The organism is Aeromicrobium sp. YIM 150415 (genome assembly GCF_016918125.1).
Classification (GTDB): domain Bacteria; phylum Actinomycetota; class Actinomycetes; order Propionibacteriales; family Nocardioidaceae; genus Aeromicrobium; species Aeromicrobium piscarium.
In genome coordinates this window covers 1-17508 of record NZ_JAERWM010000010.1, presented here as the reverse complement: position 1 = coordinate 17508, position 17508 = coordinate 1, and the positions used below count along the sequence as shown (strand labels likewise).

Annotated in this window: 20 protein-coding genes; 13 read left to right on the top strand and 7 right to left on the bottom strand. The window is 68.3% G+C overall.

The window, feature by feature from the left end; genetic code table 11:
• Positions 1-2 precede the first annotated feature (2 nt).
• Together JL108_RS05700 and JL108_RS05695 are read left to right on the top strand one after the other, a co-directional pair.
• Positions 3-449: a DUF2550 domain-containing protein gene (locus JL108_RS05700; protein ID WP_205197467.1), complete on the top strand. Its 447-nt coding sequence runs from the start codon at positions 3-5 to the stop codon at positions 447-449.
• 39 nt (positions 450-488) lie between these two features.
• Positions 489-656 carry a hypothetical protein gene (locus JL108_RS05695; protein WP_185972958.1) on the top strand — a complete coding sequence of 56 codons (168 nt, stop codon included), beginning with the start codon at positions 489-491 and terminating at the stop codon, positions 654-656.
• A 70-nt stretch (positions 657-726) separates the two neighbouring features.
• Here JL108_RS05695 and JL108_RS05690 read toward each other — a convergent pair whose 3' ends face one another.
• Genes JL108_RS05690 through JL108_RS05680 form a run of 3 tightly spaced genes read right to left on the bottom strand, consistent with a single transcriptional unit; the run spans position 727 to position 3632 of the window.
• Positions 727-1314: a cob(I)yrinic acid a,c-diamide adenosyltransferase gene (locus JL108_RS05690; protein WP_205197466.1), complete on the bottom strand. Its 588-nt coding sequence runs from the start codon at positions 1312-1314 to the stop codon at positions 727-729.
• A gap of 36 nt (positions 1315-1350) precedes the next feature.
• The gene (locus JL108_RS05685) at positions 1351-2988 is read right to left on the bottom strand and encodes an acyl-CoA dehydrogenase family protein (RefSeq protein ID WP_205197465.1); all 1638 of its coding nucleotides are present in this window, start codon (positions 2986-2988) and stop codon (positions 1351-1353) included.
• Positions 2985-3632 (bottom strand): TetR/AcrR family transcriptional regulator, encoded by a 648-nt coding sequence (locus JL108_RS05680; RefSeq protein WP_205197464.1) that lies wholly within the window; start codon positions 3630-3632, stop codon positions 2985-2987. The genes JL108_RS05685 and JL108_RS05680 overlap by 4 nt, the downstream gene beginning before the upstream one ends.
• A gap of 71 nt (positions 3633-3703) precedes the next feature.
• Here JL108_RS05680 and JL108_RS05675 point away from each other — a divergent pair, with 71 nt between their 5' ends.
• Both JL108_RS05675 and JL108_RS05670 read left to right on the top strand, forming a co-directional pair.
• Positions 3704-5236, top strand: coding sequence for a class I adenylate-forming enzyme family protein (locus tag JL108_RS05675; RefSeq protein ID WP_205197463.1), 1533 nt, complete (start codon positions 3704-3706; stop codon positions 5234-5236).
• A gap of 65 nt (positions 5237-5301) precedes the next feature.
• The gene (locus tag JL108_RS05670) at positions 5302-7278 is read left to right on the top strand and encodes a protein meaA (RefSeq protein WP_240190710.1); all 1977 of its coding nucleotides are present in this window, start codon (positions 5302-5304) and stop codon (positions 7276-7278) included.
• Between the two features lie 106 nt (positions 7279-7384).
• Here the strand turns inward: JL108_RS05670 and JL108_RS05665 are convergent, their stop codons facing one another.
• The gene (locus JL108_RS05665; RefSeq protein ID WP_205197717.1) at positions 7385-7624 is read right to left on the bottom strand and encodes a hypothetical protein; all 240 of its coding nucleotides are present in this window, start codon (positions 7622-7624) and stop codon (positions 7385-7387) included.
• A 60-nt stretch (positions 7625-7684) separates the two neighbouring features.
• On the opposite strand from JL108_RS05665, the gene JL108_RS05660 reads away from it, so the two are divergent.
• Positions 7685-8209: a ferritin gene (locus tag JL108_RS05660; protein ID WP_143911694.1), complete on the top strand. Its 525-nt coding sequence runs from the start codon at positions 7685-7687 to the stop codon at positions 8207-8209.
• Between the two features lie 146 nt (positions 8210-8355).
• Here the strand turns inward: JL108_RS05660 and nucS are convergent, their stop codons facing one another.
• Entirely contained in the window at positions 8356-9033 is a 678-nt protein-coding gene (nucS, locus tag JL108_RS05655; protein WP_205197462.1) for an endonuclease NucS, read from the bottom strand.
• Positions 9034-9128: 95 nt separating this feature from the next.
• Here nucS and JL108_RS05650 point away from each other — a divergent pair, with 95 nt between their 5' ends.
• Both JL108_RS05650 and JL108_RS19785 read left to right on the top strand, forming a co-directional pair.
• Positions 9129-10322: a 3-hydroxyacyl-CoA dehydrogenase family protein gene (locus tag JL108_RS05650; protein ID WP_205197461.1), complete on the top strand. Its 1194-nt coding sequence runs from the start codon at positions 9129-9131 to the stop codon at positions 10320-10322.
• A gap of 127 nt (positions 10323-10449) precedes the next feature.
• A complete protein-coding gene (locus JL108_RS19785; protein WP_143911691.1) occupies positions 10450-10737 on the top strand; it encodes a hypothetical protein in 288 nt (95 codons plus the stop codon).
• A 201-nt stretch (positions 10738-10938) separates the two neighbouring features.
• Here the strand turns inward: JL108_RS19785 and ccrA are convergent, their stop codons facing one another.
• Positions 10939-12276, bottom strand: a complete 1338-nt coding sequence (gene ccrA, locus JL108_RS05640; protein WP_143911690.1) for a crotonyl-CoA carboxylase/reductase — start codon at positions 12274-12276, stop codon at positions 10939-10941.
• An 89-nt stretch (positions 12277-12365) separates the two neighbouring features.
• Positions 12366-12812, bottom strand: coding sequence for a methylmalonyl-CoA epimerase (gene mce, locus JL108_RS05635; RefSeq protein WP_143911689.1), 447 nt, complete (start codon positions 12810-12812; stop codon positions 12366-12368).
• Between the two features lie 57 nt (positions 12813-12869).
• On the opposite strand from mce, the gene JL108_RS05630 reads away from it, so the two are divergent.
• From JL108_RS05630 to JL108_RS05605, 6 genes are all read left to right on the top strand, one after another.
• Positions 12870-13295 (top strand): pyridoxamine 5'-phosphate oxidase family protein, encoded by a 426-nt coding sequence (locus tag JL108_RS05630; RefSeq protein WP_143911688.1) that lies wholly within the window; start codon positions 12870-12872, stop codon positions 13293-13295.
• An 82-nt stretch (positions 13296-13377) separates the two neighbouring features.
• A complete protein-coding gene (locus JL108_RS05625) occupies positions 13378-14568 on the top strand; it encodes an acetyl-CoA C-acetyltransferase (protein WP_205197460.1) in 1191 nt (396 codons plus the stop codon).
• A gap of 6 nt (positions 14569-14574) precedes the next feature.
• On the top strand, positions 14575-15600 hold the full coding sequence (gene meaB / locus JL108_RS05620) for a methylmalonyl Co-A mutase-associated GTPase MeaB (RefSeq protein ID WP_143911686.1): 1026 nt from the start codon (positions 14575-14577) through the stop codon (positions 15598-15600).
• Positions 15594-15755 carry a hypothetical protein gene (locus JL108_RS05615; RefSeq protein WP_185972956.1) on the top strand — a complete coding sequence of 54 codons (162 nt, stop codon included), beginning with the start codon at positions 15594-15596 and terminating at the stop codon, positions 15753-15755. Before meaB ends, JL108_RS05615 begins: the two co-directional genes overlap by 7 nt.
• Before the next feature lie 7 nt (positions 15756-15762).
• The gene (locus JL108_RS05610; protein WP_143911685.1) at positions 15763-16302 is read left to right on the top strand and encodes a PH domain-containing protein; all 540 of its coding nucleotides are present in this window, start codon (positions 15763-15765) and stop codon (positions 16300-16302) included.
• 210 nt (positions 16303-16512) lie between these two features.
• Positions 16513-17427, top strand: coding sequence for a tetratricopeptide repeat protein (locus JL108_RS05605; protein WP_143911684.1), 915 nt, complete (start codon positions 16513-16515; stop codon positions 17425-17427).
• Positions 17428-17508 lie beyond the last annotated feature (81 nt).

Genomic DNA, 17508 nt, shown 5'->3' with positions numbered 1-17508 from the left:
TCGTGCCGCTGTGGCTGTGGCTGGTCGACTCCCTGGCGCTGCTCGTCGCCCTCTCGGCGTTCTTGTTGGTCGCTCTCGTGGTGCGTCGCCGCTGGCTGACGCGCCGCGGGGGCGCCTTCGAGATGAGCGTCAATCGCCACCCTGAGGCATCGGCACGCGGGTGGATGCTCGGTATCGCGGTGTACCGGTCGACGGAGATCGAGTGGTTCCGCGGATTCTCTCTCTCGCCGCGACCCAAGTACCGGCTCCCGCGCGGTGCGGTCCAGATCGACGGACGACGTCCCCCGCAGGGCGCTGAGGCCTACGCCTTGCACGACAGCCACGTCATCGTCGATGCTCAGAGCCCCACGCCCATCCGGCAGCTGGCCCTGAGCCCTTCGTCGCTCACCGGCCTGCTGGCGTGGCTCGAATCCTCCCCGCCGGGCCAGGGCGTCAACAATGTGCTGTAACCACTACCGACCGGGATCGCTTTGTGTCACGATGAGCAGGTGAAGAAGATCATCGCCTCGACGTTCGTGGCAGCCGCGATGGTGATTGCCATCCCGGCTCCCTCGAATGCTGCCCCCGCCGACACCTCCACCAAGAGCTCGGTCACGACGTCGTCCAAGACGGCGCCTGTCACCTCGTTCGCGCCGTTCCGGATCGATTGGTACTGATCACCGGTACGAGACGACGAGTCGACGACGGGGCCGCTCCTTCGGGGCGGCCCCGTCGTCGTGTCCGGGCTCAGGACTGCTGGCCGCCGCGCTCGCCCCCCGGCACCCAGAGCACGTCTCCGTGCTCGAGATTGGCGTGGCGCGCGAGGATGAACAGCAGATCGCTCAGTCGGTTGAGGTACTTCGCGGTGAGGACGTTCATGCTGTCGCCGTGCTCGTCGAGCGCAGCCCAGGCCGATCGTTCGGCGCGCCGTGCGACGGTGCGCGCGACGTGCAGCTGCGCGGCGGCCGGGGTGCCGCCGGGCAGGATGAACGAGCGGAGCTTCGGAGTCAGGGCGTTGTACTCGTCGCACCACGCCTCCAGCCGCTCGACGTAGTCCGGTTCGACCCGCAGGGGAGGGAACTCGGGGTCGTCCACGACGGGGGCGCCGAGGTCGGCACCCACGTCGAACAGATCGTTCTGGATGTGCGTGAGGATGGCGCTGACGGCGTCGTCCAACCCGCCGATGGCCAGGGCCACACCGATGTGACTGTTCGCCTCGTCGACATCGGCATACGCCACCAGCCGCGTATCGTTCTTCGAGGTCCGGCTCATGTCGACGAGCGCCGTCGTGCCGTCGTCGCCCGTCCGGGTGTAGATGCGCGTCAGGTTCACCATGCCCCGAGTCTAGGGCTTCAGTTACGCGCCCCAGGGTCAACGGGGTTGGGCGCGGGCGACGAGGGCGGTGGTGTCGACGCCGTCGGGCAGGCCGCCGTACTCGAAGGAACGATCGTCACCGAGACGGCCGGCGACGAAGGCATCGGCCACCGCCGTCGGTGCCTCGCGGAGCAGCACCGAACCCTGCAGCGCGAGTGCCATCGACTCGACCACCCGGCGGGCGAAGGCGGGCGCGGCAGCCGGGTCCTGGGCCGCACAACCGAGCAGTGCGCCCATGCGGTCCAGATGCGCGTCGAAGCCCGCGGAGGCGCCGCGCGCCCGGCTCACCTCGTCGACGAAGGCCTCGACCGCGTGCGGCTCGCGCGCCATGGCGCGCAGGACGTCGAGGGCGATGACATTGCCCGATCCCTCCCAGATCGCCATCACAGGCTGCTCGCGGTAGCGGCGGGCCAGCGGGAAGTCCTCCGTGTAGCCGTTGCCGCCCAGGCACTCCATCGCCTCATAGGCATGGTGCGGGCCGCGCTTGCAGATCCAGTACTTCGCGACGGCGGTGCCGAGCCGGGCGAAGGCGGTCGACTGCTCGTCGGCAGCGTCGAAGGCCGCCGCCATCCGCATCGCCGTCCAGGTCGCCGCCTCGGCCTCGAGGTGCAGGTCGGCGATGACCTGCTCCATCGCCGGCTGGTCGATGAGCGTCGCACCGAAGGCGCGCCGGTGCGCGGCGTGCCAGGCGGCCTCGGCGACCGACTGACGCATGCCCGAGGCTGAGCCGAAGATGCAGTCGAGCCGGGTCTGGTTGACCATCTCGATGATGGTGCGCACGCCGCGTCCCTCGTCGCCGACGAGCCATCCGGTGGCCTCGTCCACCTCGATCTCCGAGGACGCATTGGACTTGTTGCCGAGCTTGTTCTTGAGCCGCTGGACGAAGAACCGGTTCAGCTCGCCGCCGGGCAGCACACGGGGGACCAGGAAACAGGACAGTCCGGACTCGGTCTGAGCCAGCATCAAGAATGCGTCCGACTGCGGCGCCGAGCAGAACCACTTGTGACCGGTGATGCGCCAGGTGCCATCGGCCGCCGGCACGGCGCGCGTCGTATTGGCGCGCACGTCCGAGCCGCCCTGCTTCTCCGTCATGGCCATGCCGAACACGGCGCTGGCCTTGGTGGCCGGATCGCGCAGCTCGGGGTCGTAGGAGGTGGCGAAGACCTTGGGCAGCCAGAACTCGCGGAGGGGTGCCTCGGCGAGCTGCAGAGAGGGCACGACGGCATGGGTCATGCTCACCGGGCACGAGTGACCGGACTCGATCTGCCCGAACTGCATGAACATCGCGGCGCGGGCGACGTGTGCGCCCTTGCGATCCTCGGTCCAGCAGGAGGTGTGAGCGCCACGTGCGATCGCCTCGCCGAAGATGCGGTGGTACGCGGGATGGAACTCGATCTCGTCGACGCGGTGCCCCCAGCGATCGTGGCTGTGGTGCACCGGGGTGATCGTGTTGGCGATCTCGGCATCGTGCTGGAAGTCCGCGCGCCCGACGAGCGCGCCGGCCTCGACGAGCGCATCGTGCGCCCAGTCCGCGTCATAGCGGGCCACGGCCTCGACGAGCGCGGTGTTGGCCGTGTACTCGTTGACGTCCACGCGAGGCGGCGACTGGTTGAGGACCTCATGGGTGCGGCTCATCGTGATGTCTCCTTCGGTTCGATGACAGACGCGCCGAGAGCGCGATGGCAGTAGAGGACGATGTCGTCCACGATGGTCTCGTCGGGCAGGCCGTCGAGGCTGTCGTGGCCGAGCGGATTGAGGCGGCCGATGAGCGATTCGCTGATCGCGCCGATCGTGGCGGCACCGCTGACTCCCGGATGCTGGGGCGCGAAGGCCCCGGTGTCGATGCCGTCGCGCACCAGGTGCTCCGCGATGTCGATATAGGCACGCCGATAGACGAGGCGTTCGGCCTCGACGAGCGGCGACACCGGCTCGAAGAGAAGGGCCCAGGCCAGTTGACGGCCCCGGAGGGCGCGACCGGCGAAGGTGCGGATGAAGGCCTCGAGGCGGCCGGCGACGTCCGGGCCCGAGGTCGTCGTGGCGTGTCGCGTCATGGCCAGCTCATGTGAGGCGGACTCGCGGAACACCGTGGCGAGCAGTTCGTCGCGATTGTCGAAGTAGGAGTAGACGAGACCGGTGCTGGTCCCGGCGGCGTCGGCGATCGCCGAGACCTTGGCCCCAGCGAATCCGTGCCGGGCGACGAGGGCGCGCGCCGCGGTGAGCAGGGAGGAGCGGCGTTCCTCGGCGCGGCGCCGGGTGGCGTCCGTCTCGCGGTACGGCATGACCGACCCCTTACTGAAGAATTGAAGCGTGGTTCAATACTACCGTCACCCCTCGGACTTGGAGAAGCCCCATGCATCTGACAGCGGTCCTCGAACGCGCCGCCCGTTCCGCGCCCGACACCGAGGCGATCGTCTACGGCGACGAGACCCTCACTTATGCGGAGCTGCTCGAGAGGTCGCGCCGCGGTGCGACTGCCCTGGTCGAGCGCGGAGTGCGGCCGGGCGACCGTGTGGCCGTCATGTCGTTCAACACCCCCGGGTTCACCGTGGCGGCCTTCGCGGCCTGGTTCGCGGGAGCCGTTCTCGTGCCGGTCAATCACAAGCTCGCTGTGCCCGAGGTCCGTCACGCGGCCGGGCACAGCGGCGCGGTTCTCGGCATCGTGGCCGGTGAGCTGGCCCGTACGGCGACCGAGGCCGCCCCGGGCGTCAGCTGGCTGTCGACCGAGGCCACGGCGGAGGGGCTGGAGGACTTCGACGAGCTCTCGCGCTCCTGCGAGCCGATCGCGGCCCCCGTCGACGACGACCTGGACACCCCGGCGCAGCTGCTCTTCACCTCGGGCACCACGAGTGCGCCGAAGGCCTGCGTGCACACCCACCGCACCATCAGCAGCGCCGCGCCTCTTCTCGCCGCGACCCTCGGGTTCACCTCGCGCGAGCGCTTCCTGCTGGCGATGCCCATCTGGCACGCCGCGCCGCTCAACTGCTGGTTCCTCACCATGATGTTCCTCGGAGCGACCGTCGTGCTGCAGCGCGAGTATCACCCGGTCGAGATGCTTCAGAACGTCCAACGGCACCGGATCACGGCCTTCTTCGGCGCGCCGATCGCCTACACGATGCCGCTGCAGCTCGCGCGGACCGGCGCGATCGACCTGGAGTCCTTCGACCTGTCGAGCGTCGACAGGTGGCTGTACGGCGGAGCACCCCTCGGTCGAGAGGTCGCGACCTCGCTCATCGACGCCTACGGGACCGATCGCTTCTTCCAGGTCTACGGCATGAGTGAGATGGGTCCGGTGGGGACGGCGCTCTATCCCGAGGAGCAGATCGCCAAGGCCGGATCGATCGGGCGGGGCGGGCACGTCGGCGTAGACCTGCGTGTCGTCGACCTGGACGGCCGCGACGTCGGACCGGGCGGCACCGGGGAGATCTGGCTGCGAGCCGACACCCGGATGATCGGCTATCACGAGAACCCCGAGGCGACCGACGCGGTGTTCGAGGGTCCGTGGTTCCGCACCGGCGATGTCGCCCGCATGGACGAGGACGGCTATCTGTTCATCGTCGACCGCCTGAAGGACATCATCATCGTCGGGGGCGAGAACGTGCACTCCCAGGAGGTCGAGGAGGTGCTGCGCGGTCATCCGCGGCTGACCGATGTCGCCGTCGTCGGCCGGCCGGATCCCGAGTGGGGCGAGGTCGTCGTCGCCGTGTACGTCAGCGGGGACGACGAAGAGGTCACGGTGGAGGAACTACGGGAGTACCTCGGCGACAAGCTCGCCCGCTACAAGCTCCCGCGAGAGGTGGTCCGCGTGCCCGAGCTCCCGCGCAATCCCTCGGGGAAGCTCACCAAGCACGTGATCCGCCGCGACCTGCTCGCACCACGCCTCTGAGCGGGGTGACCTGCATCACCCGACCATGGGTGACGGGGTGCTTTACCTGACGGTAACGTGTGGCCATGCCTGACAAGCCCTGGGTGATGCGCACCTATGCCGGCCACAGCTCCGCCGCGGAGTCGAACGCGCTGTACCGCCGCAACCTCGCGAAGGGGCAGACCGGTCTCTCGGTCGCCTTCGACCTGCCGACGCAGACCGGCTACGACCCCGACCACGTGCTGTCGCGCGGCGAGGTCGGCAAGGTCGGCGTGCCGATCCCGCACCTGGGCGCCATGCGGCGGCTCTTCCAGGACATCCCGCTCGACGAGATGAACACGTCGATGACGATCAACGCGACGGCGATGTGGCTCCTGGCGATGTACCAGGTGGCGGCCGAGGAGCAGGGCGTGGACGCGGCGGCGCTCGCCGGCACCACGCAGAACGACATCATCAAGGAGTACCTCTCGCGTGGAACCTATGTGTTCCCGCCGGAGGCGTCGATGCGGTTGACCACCGACATGATCGCCTACACGGTCAACAACATCCCGAAGTGGAATCCGCTCAATATCTCCAGCTATCACCTCCAGGAGGCCGGTGCCACGCCGGTGCAGGAGCTGGCCTTCTCGCTGTCGACGGCGATCGCGGTGCTCGACGCGGTCAAGGACTCCGGTCAGGTGCCCGAGGACAAGTTCGAGAAGGTCGTCGGACGTATCTCCTTCTTCGTGAACGCCGGTGTGCGCTTCATCGAGGAGATGTGCAAGATGCGCGCCTTCACACAGCTGTGGGAGGAGATCGCCCGCGAGCGTTACGGCGTCACCGAGGAGAAGATGCGGCGCTTCCGCTACGGCGTGCAGGTCAACTCGCTCGGACTCACCGAGGCGCAGCCGGAGAACAACGTCCAGCGCATCGTGCTGGAGATGCTCGGCGTGACGCTGAGCAAGCGGGCCCGGGCGCGCGCCGTCCAGCTGCCGGCGTGGAATGAGGCGCTCGGGCTGCCGCGTCCCTGGGACCAGCAGTGGTCGCTGAGGTTGCAGCAGGTCCTGGCCTTCGAGTCCGATCTGCTCGAATACGAGGACATCTTCGACGGATCACATGTCATCGAGGCGAAGGTGAACGAGCTCGTCGAGGGCGCCAAGGCGGAGATTGACCGCGTCCAGGCGATGGGCGGTGCCGTCCCGGCGGTCGAGTCCGGGTACATGAAGCAGGCCCTCGTGTCGTCGCACGCGGAGCGGCGCGCCAGGATCGAGAACGGCGAGCTCAAGGTGGTCGGCGTCAACTCCTATACCGAGACCGAGCCCTCCCCGCTGACCGAGGACCTCGACGCCGCGATCATGGTCGCCGACCCGCAGGCCGAGGCCAATGCGGTCGCCGACGTGCAGCAGTGGCGTGAGCAGCGCGACCAGGCCGTGGTGGACGACGCGCTCGCGCGGGTCCAGTCCGTGGCCAAGACCGATGAGAACCTGATGGAGGCGACCCTCGCCGCGGTGCGCGCCGGGGCCACCGTGGGGGAGTGGGCCGGGGCGCTGCGCGAGGTCTTCGGCGAGTACCGCGCACCCACCGGGGTCGGCGGCGTCGTGGGCGTCACCGAGGCGGGTGCCGAGCTCACGGCCGTCCGCGAGCAGGTCCGGCGTACGGGCGAGGAGCTCGGCGGACGTCGGTTGCGCTTCCTGGTCGGCAAGCCCGGCCTCGACGGCCACTCCAACGGTGCCGAGCAGGTGGCGGTGCGCGCCCGCGATGCCGGTTTCGAGGTCATCTACCAGGGCATCCGGCTGACCCCCGATCAGATCGTCTCCGCCGCGGTGGCCGAAGACGTCGACGTCGTGGGTCTGTCCATCCTCTCGGGCTCCCATATGGAGTTGGTGCCGGACGTGCAGCGAGGACTCTCCGATGCCGGCCTGGACAATGTGCCGATCATCGTGGGCGGCATCATCCCCGACTCGGACGGTCGCAAGCTCGAAGCCGCAGGCATCGCCGCGGTCTTCACGCCGAAGGACTTCGGCATGACCGACATCATGGGTCGTGTGGTCGAGGAGATCCGCAAGGCGAACGGCCTGGACTGACCGACGGTGGGCGGTGAGTGATCCCGCACCCGGTGCCTGAGCGGTGCGCTAGCACGCACTAGTGGCCTTCAGGTACGTGCTGGCTCACCGCCCGACGGCAGAGGCGTTAAGAGACGAGGGCGGCCGATGCCTTCGCGGCCTTCTTCTCCGCGCGCGCCTTCTTCTTTTTCTTCTTGCCCTTTTTCTTCTTGTCCTTCTTGGGCAGCGGTGAGCCGTCCGCCATCGCCAGCCGTCGCTTCTTGACGGTGTACTCTGCGGGGAGCGTGCCCTCCTTGAGCATGCGCAGCGGGCACCGCTTACAGCGCGGTGTGCTCTCGCAGCACTTGCGTTTCGGGGGCTTGGGCACGAGGTGAACGGTACCAGCGACAGGTGAGCCTGACCTCACCTCGAGACAGGAGACATGCACATGGCGGCACCCGCATTCGTCGAGAAGCTGCAAGAGCAGATCGGTCACGAGTTCGCGGCACACCAGCAGTATGTGGCGATCGCGACGTACTACGACGCCCTGACGATGCCACAGATGGCGGCGCTGTTCTACGCACAGGCGCTCGAGGAGCGCGACCACGCGATGATGATGGTGCAGTACCTGCTCGATGCCGACGAGCAGGTCGTCATTCCGGCCCTCGACGCGCCCCGGATGGACTTCGCCGACGTGGTGTCTCCCGTGGAGCTCGCGCTGGCTCAGGAGAAGCGGGTCACCGAGCAGATCAACGAGCTGACGCGGGTGGCGCGCGAAGCCTCGGATTTCGCCTCGGACCAGTTCATGCAGTGGTTCATCAAGGAGCAGGTCGAGGAGGTCGCCACGATGAGCGATCTGCTGGCGGTCGTGACCCGCTCCAAGGATGATCTGGAGCGTATCGAGGACTGGGTCGCCCGCGAGGACTCCGGGCCGGACTCAGACCCGATGGCCCCGCCCGTCGCCGGTGCCTGACCACTCCCACTTCCGTCGGCGGTGAGTTACGCACCTCTCGCTTCGGTGAGCGGTGGGTTACGCACCTCTCGCTTCGGTGAGCGGTGGGTTACGCACGCCTCAGCTCGGTCGAGAGGTGCGTAACCCACCGTCCTCGCGGGCAGGCGCTAGAAGAGGCGCAGGCTGGGGTCGTCGATGCCGCGCAGCTCGTCGTAGTTCACGACGACGCAGCGGATACCGCGGTCCTCGGCGAGCACACGTGCCTGGGGCTTGATCTCCTGGGCCGCGAAGACGCCGCGCACGGGACGTAGCTGCGGATCGCGATTCATGAGCTCCAGGTACCGGGTCAGCTGCTCCACCCCGTCGATCTCGCCGCGGCGCTTGATCTCCACGGCCACGGCCGCCCCGGCGGCGTCCCGGCACAGCAGGTCGACCGGGCCGATCGCCGTCATGTACTCGCGGCGCACCAGCGACATGCCCTCGCCGAGGGTCGTCGTGTGCTCGGCCAGCAGCTCCTGCAGATGCTTCTCCACGCCGTCCTTGCGCAGCCCCGGGTCGACGCCGAGATCGTGCGAGGTGTCGTGCACGACCTCCTCGATCCGGATCCTCAGGGTGTCATCGGATTTGGCCGCCGACACCGTCCATTCGGTGACGCCGTCCTCGGCGACCTCCTCGCGCAGCGTGCACGGAGGGCTCATCCAGTTCAGCGGCTTATAGGAGCCGCCGTCGGAGTGAACGAGGACCGAACCGTCGGCCTTGACCATGATGACGCGCGTGGCCATGGGCAGGTGAGCGGTCAGCCGACCGGCGTAGTCGACCTGGCAGCGGGCGATGACGACCCTCAACGTGGAGTCTCCCTCTCAGTCGGGTGTGGTGTGGGCTACTGTTTGCTACCAGTCGGTAACCGACTCGTGCACAAACCGCCTAAGGAGACTAAAGCATGCAGGACATCGTGGACCGCATCGTGGCCGACGATCAGGGCGGGCGCATTGCCCGGGCGCTGCTCTATCCCTATCTGAATCATGCCGCCACGATGTTCGGCAGCGGCTATGCCACGGCCGCCGATATCGACGCCGGAATGATCTTCGGCTGCGGTTACCCCGTCGGGCCGCTGACCCTGATCGACGCTCTCGGCGCCGAGACCGTCGTCTCCGGGCTGACCGAGCAGCACGGGCGCACCGGCGATCCGCTGCACCAGCCGGCCGACGTCCTGACCCGGCACGCCGCCAGTGACGGCTCGTTCTCCGAGGACCCCAATGCCGACACCTCCGCGGCACCGTCCTTCGCGCGCCCGATCGCGACCGTGGGCGTCGTCGGCACCGGGACGATGGCCTCGGGGATCGTCGAGGTGTTCGCCAAGTCCGGTTACGACGTCGTCTACGTCGGGCGTGGGCAGGACAAGGTGGACGGCGTCCTCGCGCGGATCACCAAGAGCCTCGACAAGGCGATCAGCCGTGGCAAGCTCGACGAGGACGGCAAGTCCGATGTGCTGGGCCGCCTGACCGGTTCGACGGAGCGCGAGGCCCTCGGAGATGCCGATATCGTCGTCGAGGCCATCGCCGAGGACCTGGACGTCAAGCTCGAGCTCTTCCGCGATCTCGACCGCATCTGCAAGCCCGGCGCGATCCTCGCCACCACCACGTCCTCGCTTTCGATCGCCCAGTGCGCCGCGGTCACCTCGCGGCCCGCCGATGTCATCGGCATGCACTTCTTCAACCCCGCTCCGGTCATGAAGCTCGTCGAGGTCGTGACGACCGATGAGACCGCCGCCGAGGTGGATGAGACGGTGCGGGCCCTCTGCCTCGCCGTCGGCAAGCACCCCGTCTCCTGCGGGGATCGAGCGGGATTCATCGTCAACGCCCTGCTCTTCCCCTATCTCAACGACGCGATCCGCCTCCACGAGGCCGAGGGACTCTCGCTCGCGGAGATCGACGACGCGATGAAGGCGACCGGGCTGCCGATGGGACCGTTCGAGCTGCTCGACGTCGTCGGCAACGATGTGTCGCTCGCGATCCAGCAGACCCTAATCGGCGCTTTCGGTCACCAGGGCTGGCAGCCCGCCCGGACGCTGGAGAAGGTCGTCGCGGACGGCAAGCTCGGCCGTAAGACCAAGGAAGGCTTCCACACCTACTGAGCCCTCCTCGTGGCGGTAGGTCATCAACCCTACGCACGGCACGGCGGTAGCCGGTCAACCTCATGGCGGTTCGATGGGGTTGACCAGCTACCGCCGTTCGGTCGTCATGGACTCGTACGATGGGGTCATGTCCCGACGCAAGGCCGCCGCCGCCCGTGCGCAGCGCCGCGTCGGTCCGCCGGGCGCGAGGCCGGGCACGGAGCGACTGGAGACCAAGCGCGACGGCGGTTGGTGGGTGCGTTCGCTCACCGGGTCGTCGTCGACGAAGGTCTACACGTGCCCCGGCTGTCTCCAGCCGATTCGTCCGGCCACGCCGCATGTCGTCGTCTGGCCCGAGATCAAGCCCCTGCTGAGCGCCGACGCGCTCGACGAGCGCCGGCACTGGCACACCGACTGCTGGCGTCGTCACGCCTGATCCCTCGGTCTCGCCCCGGAAGGTACTGGTGACCGCGAGTGGTGCATATTCGCCCTCGATCCGGTCGATGAAGGGCGAATGTGCACCGCTCGGCGATCCCGGAGCGGTGAGGTGACCCGGCGCGGACGGGGGAGCGTGGCTCGGAGACGGCACGAGGCCCGGTTCCGCGACGGAACCGGGCCTCGTGTCAGGCGGAGATGATCAGATGCCGCGGAAGCGGTTGATCGCGTCGAGGTGCTTCGCACGCTTCTCGGCGTCGCGGACACCGAGCCCCTCCTCCGGGGCGAGGGTCAGCACGCCGACCTTGCCCTGATGCTTGTTGTGGTGGACATCGAGCGCGGCCTGACCGGTCTCCTCGATCGAGTACACCTTGGACACCGTCGGGTGGATGAGACCCTTGTCGATGAGCCGGTTGGCCTCGTAGGCCTCGCGGTAGTTCGCGAAGTGCGAGCTCTTGATCTGCTTGAGGTTCATCCACAGGAAGCGGTTGTCGTACTCGTGCATGTAGCCCGAGGTCGACGCACAGGTGATGATCGTGCCGCCCTTGCGCGCCACGTAGACCGAGGCGCCGAAGGTCTCACGACCCGGATGCTCGAAGACGATATCGGGATCCTCGCCGCCGGTGAGCTCGCGGATCTTCTTACCGAACCGGCGCCACTCGGCCGGGTCCTGGGTGGACTCGTCCTTCCAGAACTTGTACCCCTCCGCCGAGCGGTCGATGACGAGCTCGGCACCGAGCGAGCGTACGATCTCGGCCTTCTCCGGGCTGGAGACCACACAGACGGGGATCGCACCGCCGTTGAGGGCCATCTGCGTCGCATAGGAGCCGAGGCCGCCCGAGGCGCCCCAGATCAGCACGACATCGCCCTGCTTCATGTTGGCGCCGTTGTGGCTCACCAGCTGACGGTAGGCGGTCGAGTTGACCAGGCCGGGGCTCGCGGCCTCCTCCCACGACAGGTGGTCGGGCTTGGGCATGAGCTGGTTGGCCTTGACGATCGCCAGCTCGGCGAGGCCGCCGAAGTTGGTCTCGAAGCCCCAGATGCGCTGTTCGGGGTCCATCATCGTGTCGTCGTGGCCGTCCGGGCTCTCCAGCTCGACCGAGAGGCAGTGTGCGACGACCTCCGCGCCCGGCTTCCAGGCGTTGACACCCGGCCCGGTGCGCAGGACAACGCCGGCGAGGTCGGATCCGACGACGTGGTAGGGGAGGTCGTGCCGCTTGGTGTACTCCGAGAGCTTGCCGTAGCGCTCGAGGAAACGGAAGGTCGATACCGGCTCGAAGATCGACGTCCAGACGGTGTTGTAGTTGATGGCACTCGCCATGACGGCCACCAATGCCTCACCGGGGGCGAGCTCGGGCAGGGCGACGTCGTCGAGGTGAAGGCTCTTGCGAGGGTCCTTCTCCTTGGTCGCGACGCCCTCGAACATCGTCTCCTCGTCCTTGTGCACGGTGATCGCGCGGTAGGACTCGGGAAGCTCGATCGTCGCGAACTCGTCGCTGGTCGTGTCGCCCGCCATGATGGCGTCGAGAATGTTCTGCACGGGTGTCCTCCGGGGTCGGGGTGTTGCCAGGATGTTACCGAGGGGAAACTTGTGAGGCTACGGTCTCGCCGTGTGACGCAGGTCTCGCGTCAGTGTGCCGTCGCCGGCTCGACGAGCTCGACCAGGACGCCGCCCGCGTCCTTGGGGTGCACGAAGTTGACGCGGCTGTCGGAGGTGCCGCGCTTGGGAGCGTCGTACAGCAGGCGAACGCCGCGGTCACGCAGGGTCGCCGAGACGGCATCGATATCGCTCACGCGGTAGGCGAGCTGCTGGAGGCCGGGGCCGTTGCGATCGAGGAACTTGGCGATCGTCGAGTCATCGCTGAGCGGCGCGAGCAGCTGGATGCACGAGCCGGAATCGCCGACGGCGAGCATCGCCTCGCGGACGCCCTGCTCCTCGTTCACCTCCTCGTGGACGGACTCGAGGCCGAAGACGCGCGCATAGAACTCGATGGCGTCATCGAGATCCGCGACGGCGATGCCGACGTGATCGATGGCGGTGAGCAGGTGACCGGGAACAAGGGATTCGCTGGACATGGACGCAGCGTAATGCAGCCCATATCGCTGAGCCCGGTGGTGGAGGACAATAGAGACATGAACGATGCCCCGATCACCGAGCTGAGCATCGATGAGGCCTGGGAGTTCCTGGCGGCGCAGTCGCTGGGGCGCCTGGCGGTGTCGACCCTCGGCCGTCCCGACATCTTCCCGGTCAACTACATCGTCACCGGCGAGACCGTCCTCTTCCGCACGGCCGAGGGCACCAAGCTGATGGCCCTCATCCTGGACGGCCACGTGGCCTTCGAGGCCGACGAGGTAGGGGAGGAGGGAGCGGTGAGCGTCGTCGTCCGCGGTCGCGCCCGGCAGGTCGAGTCCGAGGACGAGAAGGAGCGCCTCGACGTCGACCGGCTCCATCCGCAGCTGCCCACCTTCAAGTACAACGTCATCGCGATCGAGGCCGATGAGATCACCGGTCGCCGCGTGCGCTTCGGGGACGAGCCCGTGCACATCCCGATCATGTGACCCTGTGAACCCCGCCACACGCGGCCACCGTAAGTTGACTCTGCAGTAATGTGATCGCAACGTCACGCGAAGGAGCTGTGCCATGACCCAGTCCGTCATCGTCGCCGGGGCCCGGACCCCGATCGGACGACTTCTCGGCGGCCTCAAGACGCTGTCCGGATCCGATCTCGGCGGCATCGCCATCAAGGGCGCCCTGGAGAGGGCCGGTATCGCCGGCGACCAGGTCGACTACGTGATCATGGGCCAGGTGCTCGGAGCCGGAGCCGGACAGGTCCCCGCTCGTCAGGCGGCGTTCAAGGGCGGCATCCCGCTCGACGTTCCGGCCATCACCATCAACAAGGTCTGCCTGTCGGGCCTCAACGCCATCGCCCTGGCCGACCAGCTGGTGCGCGCCGGTGAATACGACATCGTGGTCGCCGGTGGCCAGGAGTCGATGACTCAGGCCCCGCATCTGCTCAAGGGCTCGCGTGAGGGCTACAAGTACGGTGCCGCGACGATGCTCGACCACATGGAGTACGACGGCCTCTGGGACGCGCTGACCGATCAGGCCATGGGCTCGCTCACCGAGCAGCGCAATGCCCAGGTCGACCGGCTGACCCGTGAGGAGCAGGACGCCTTCGGCGCCCGGTCCCACCAGCTGGCGGCCACGGCGCAGAAGAACGGTGCCTTCGATGACGAGATCGTGCCTGTGGAGATCCCCCAGCGCAAGGGCGATCCCGTCGTGGTCTCCGCCGACGAGGGCGTGCGTGGCGACACCACCGCCGAGTCCCTCGGCAAGCTGCGCCCGGCCTTCTCCAAGGAGGGCACGATCACGGCCGGAACCGCCAGCCAGATCTCCGACGGCGCGTGTGCCGTGGTGGTCATGAGCAAGGCCAAGGCCGAGGAGCTGGGAGTCGAGTGGATCGCCGAGATCGGCGCCCACGGCAATGTGGCCGGCCCTGACTCCACGCTGCAGGAGCAGCCGGCCAATGCCATCGAGAAGGCTCTCTCCAAGGAGGGGCTGACGGCCGCCGACCTCGACCTCGTCGAGATCAACGAGGCCTTCGCGGCTGTCGGCGTCGCCTCCACCAAGAAGCTCGGCATCAGCGAGGACATCGTCAATGTCAACGGCGGTGCCATCGCTCTGGGCCACCCGATCGGCATGAGCGGCGCTCGCGTGGTCCTGCACCTCGTCCACGAGCTCAAGCGCCGCGGCGGCGGTGTGGGTGCCGCCGCGCTGTGCGGTGGCGGCGGTCAGGGCGATGCCCTCATCGTCCGCGTTCCGCAGGGCTGAGCGGCCCTGCCTCCACGTCACGACGTCGCCGACCTGGTCTCCCGCGCTCGCGCCGGTGAGGCCAGGTCGGTCGCACGTCTGATCTCGCTCGTCGAGGCGGAATCGCCGGCGCTGCGCGAGGTGAGCGCTGCGCTCGCCGGTCACACGGGGCGGGCACAGGTGATCGGGCTGACGGGTGCGCCAGGCGTCGGCAAGTCGACCACCACCTCGGCGCTGGTCACCGCGATGCGTCGCCAGGGCAGGACCGTGGGAGTCCTGGCCGTCGATCCCAGCTCTCCCTTCACCGGGGGAGCGCTGCTGGGCGATCGCATCCGCATGGAGGAGCACGCCACCGACCGCGGGGTGTACGTGCGCTCGATGGCGAGCCGCGGCCACCTGGGCGGACTGTCGTGGGCGGCACCGCACGCGATCCGCGTGCTGGATGCCGCCGGCTGCGATGTGGTGCTCGTCGAGACCGTCGGAGTCGGGCAGTCCGAGGTCGAGGTCGCCGGGCTCGCCGATACCGCGGTGGTGCTGCTCGCGCCCGGCATGGGCGACGGTATCCAGGCCGCCAAGGCAGGCATCCTGGAGATCGGCGATGTCTTCTGCGTCAACAAGGCCGACCGCGACGGAGCAGCCACCACGCGGCGCGAACTGCGCACGATGCTCTCGATGACCCAGCGCACGGACGACGCCTGGACGCCGCCGATCGTGCTCACGGTCGCGACGACGGGGGAGGGCGTCGACGATCTCGTCTCGGCACTCGACGAGCATCACGCGCACCAGCAGGCCTCGGGTGCCCTGGAGCGGCGGCGACGTGCACGCCTGCGCCGTGAGGTGGAGCAGATCGCCCTCGCCGAGGTGAGCCGCCGCTTCGAGCTCGGACGCCGGGACCGGCTCGAGGAGCTCGCCGAGGACGTTCTCGCCGGACGGACCGATCCGTTCACCGCGGCCGACGAACTGCTGGCCGCCACGCCGGACGGGCAGGGCGGCACCCTCGGGCGCGCCTTCACCGATCGCGCTGCCGACTCCGGTACAACGGAACCGTGCTGAAGAAGCTCGTCGTTCTCGTCATCGCTGGGTTCGTGCTGTACTACCTGCTCACGGCCCCGGAAGGCGCTGCCCGTGCGGTGGGTGACGCCTGGGACGCGACCCTCGGTGCCTTCGCGCAGGTCGGCGTCTTCATCGACTCGCTCTTCGGGACGTGACCGGCCGGTGTTCGCCTGGCTGCTGCGGATGCTCGAGCAGGAGGTCGAGCACCATCTGCTCGACGACGAAGGCGAGCACGTTATCGACCTCGTCCGCAAGCACTGGGTGGTGTATGTCCTGCCATCGATCGGCGGACTCTTCGCGGTCTTCCTGATCTACGTCGCCGTCGCGGTCGTCCCGGTCGGTGCCGGGTGGTTCTTCCTCCTGCTCTCGCTCGGCGTCGCCGGCTGGGCGGGCTATATCGCCGCTCGCGAGTATCGCGACATCTTCGTCGTCACCAATATGCGGGTCTTTCGCGCCTCCGGGGTCTTCACCGTCAAGATCGCCACGATGCCCATCACGCGCATCCTCGACATCACTGTCGAGAAGCCCGTCATCGGTCGCGTGCTCGGTTACGGGCACTTCGTCTTCGAGTCCGCAGCCCGGTCGCAGGGGCTTCGCAAGATCCGCTACATCTCCGACCCGGACGGCCGCGACCTCACGATCCAGCGCGTCGTCCAGCGCTCGGGCTTGCGCGGTCCGCGCAACCCGACGGCCTTCCACTAGGCCGGCGGCCCCGCGATCCCGGGCGGTGACCTACGCACCTCACCCGTTTGGGCGGTGACCTACGCACCTCTCACTCGATCGAGCGGTGAGTCAGGCACGTCTCGCCGGCCGTGACAGGTGCGTACGTCACCGCCCCGGCGCAGAACGAGCCCGCGAGAGGTGTGTAGGTCACCGCCCGGGGAGTGTCGAGGTGGTTCCTACAATGGGTCCATGACGTTCTCGCGCCCCGGTGCCTTCGATCTGTCCGCTCTGTCGAACCCGGCCCCGTCCGGTCCTCCCGGCGGAGGAGCCGGTGGCGGTGGCGTCTACGTCATCGACGCGACCGAGCAGAACTTCCAGGCGGTGGTCGAGTCCTCGATGCAGCATCTCGTGGTCCTGAGTCTGTGGTCGCCGCGATCGCCGCAGAGCGAGGAGTTCAATGAGGTGCTTGTGGCCGCCACCGCGCGCCACCAGGGGGCGATCCAGGTGGCACGGGTCGATGTCGACGCCAGCCCCGGTGTCGCCCAGGCCCTCGGTGCCCAGGGCGTGCCCTTCGTGGTCGGCCTGGTCAAGGGTCAGCCGGTCCCGCTCTTCCAAGGCACGGTGGACGCCGCCGAGGTCGACCGCTACTTCGACGAGCTGGTCCGTCTCGCCGCCCAGCACGGTCTGACCGGCCGGGCCCAGCCCAGCGGCGAGGCCCCGGTCGACGAGAGTGCCGACGACGAGCCGGCCGACGACCCGCGGTTCGCGGCCGCCGACGAGGCCTTCGCCGCCGGAGACTTCACGACCGCGATCGCCGAGTACGAGAAGCTCGCGGCGCAGCATCCGGGGGAGAGCGAGATCGGCGAGCGCCTCGCCGGTGTCAAGCTGATGGCACGCACACAGGGAGCCGACTTGTCATCCGCGCGGCAGGCCGCTGCCGATCGTCCCGAGGACGTCGAGGCGCAGCTGTTGGTGGCGGATCTGGATGTCTCGGGTGGACATGTCGACGATGCCTTCGACCGGCTCATCGATCTGATCCGGCGCACGGGTGGCGATGAGCGCGAACGGATCCGACAGCGCCTGCTCGAACTGTTCACGGTCGTCGGCGTCACCGATCCCCGCGTGGCGACGGCGCGGCGTTCACTCGCCACCGCCCTCTTCTGACCCCGGCGCGCTGGACCGAAATGTGCTCCCCAATAGGGGACCCAGGGGTGTGGCCGGTTTAGGAAAGGGGGGGCCATTGAG

What these genes read in the sequence shown, in the direction of transcription:
- JL108_RS19785 (WP_143911691.1), top strand. Translation starts at nt 10,450, where the DNA reads ATGTCCCGACGCAAGGCCGCCGCCGCCCGTGCGCAGCGCCGCGTCGGT.
- JL108_RS05685 (WP_205197465.1), bottom strand. Translation starts at nt 2,988, where the DNA reads ATGAGCCGCACCCATGAGGTCCTCAACCAGTCGCCGCCTCGCGTGGAC.
- JL108_RS05625 (WP_205197460.1), top strand. Translation starts at nt 13,378, where the DNA reads ATGACCCAGTCCGTCATCGTCGCCGGGGCCCGGACCCCGATCGGACGA.
- JL108_RS05660 (WP_143911694.1), top strand. Translation starts at nt 7,685, where the DNA reads ATGGCGGCACCCGCATTCGTCGAGAAGCTGCAAGAGCAGATCGGTCAC.
- JL108_RS05680 (WP_205197464.1), bottom strand. Translation starts at nt 3,632, where the DNA reads ATGCCGTACCGCGAGACGGACGCCACCCGGCGCCGCGCCGAGGAACGC.
- JL108_RS05675 (WP_205197463.1), top strand. Translation starts at nt 3,704, where the DNA reads ATGCATCTGACAGCGGTCCTCGAACGCGCCGCCCGTTCCGCGCCCGAC.
- JL108_RS05630 (WP_143911688.1), top strand. Translation starts at nt 12,870, where the DNA reads ATGAACGATGCCCCGATCACCGAGCTGAGCATCGATGAGGCCTGGGAG.
- JL108_RS05650 (WP_205197461.1), top strand. Translation starts at nt 9,129, where the DNA reads ATGCAGGACATCGTGGACCGCATCGTGGCCGACGATCAGGGCGGGCGC.
- JL108_RS05605 (WP_143911684.1), top strand. Translation starts at nt 16,513, where the DNA reads ATGACGTTCTCGCGCCCCGGTGCCTTCGATCTGTCCGCTCTGTCGAAC.
- mce (WP_143911689.1), bottom strand. Translation starts at nt 12,812, where the DNA reads ATGTCCAGCGAATCCCTTGTTCCCGGTCACCTGCTCACCGCCATCGAT.
- JL108_RS05690 (WP_205197466.1), bottom strand. Translation starts at nt 1,314, where the DNA reads ATGGTGAACCTGACGCGCATCTACACCCGGACGGGCGACGACGGCACG.
- JL108_RS05670 (WP_240190710.1), top strand. Translation starts at nt 5,302, where the DNA reads ATGCCTGACAAGCCCTGGGTGATGCGCACCTATGCCGGCCACAGCTCC.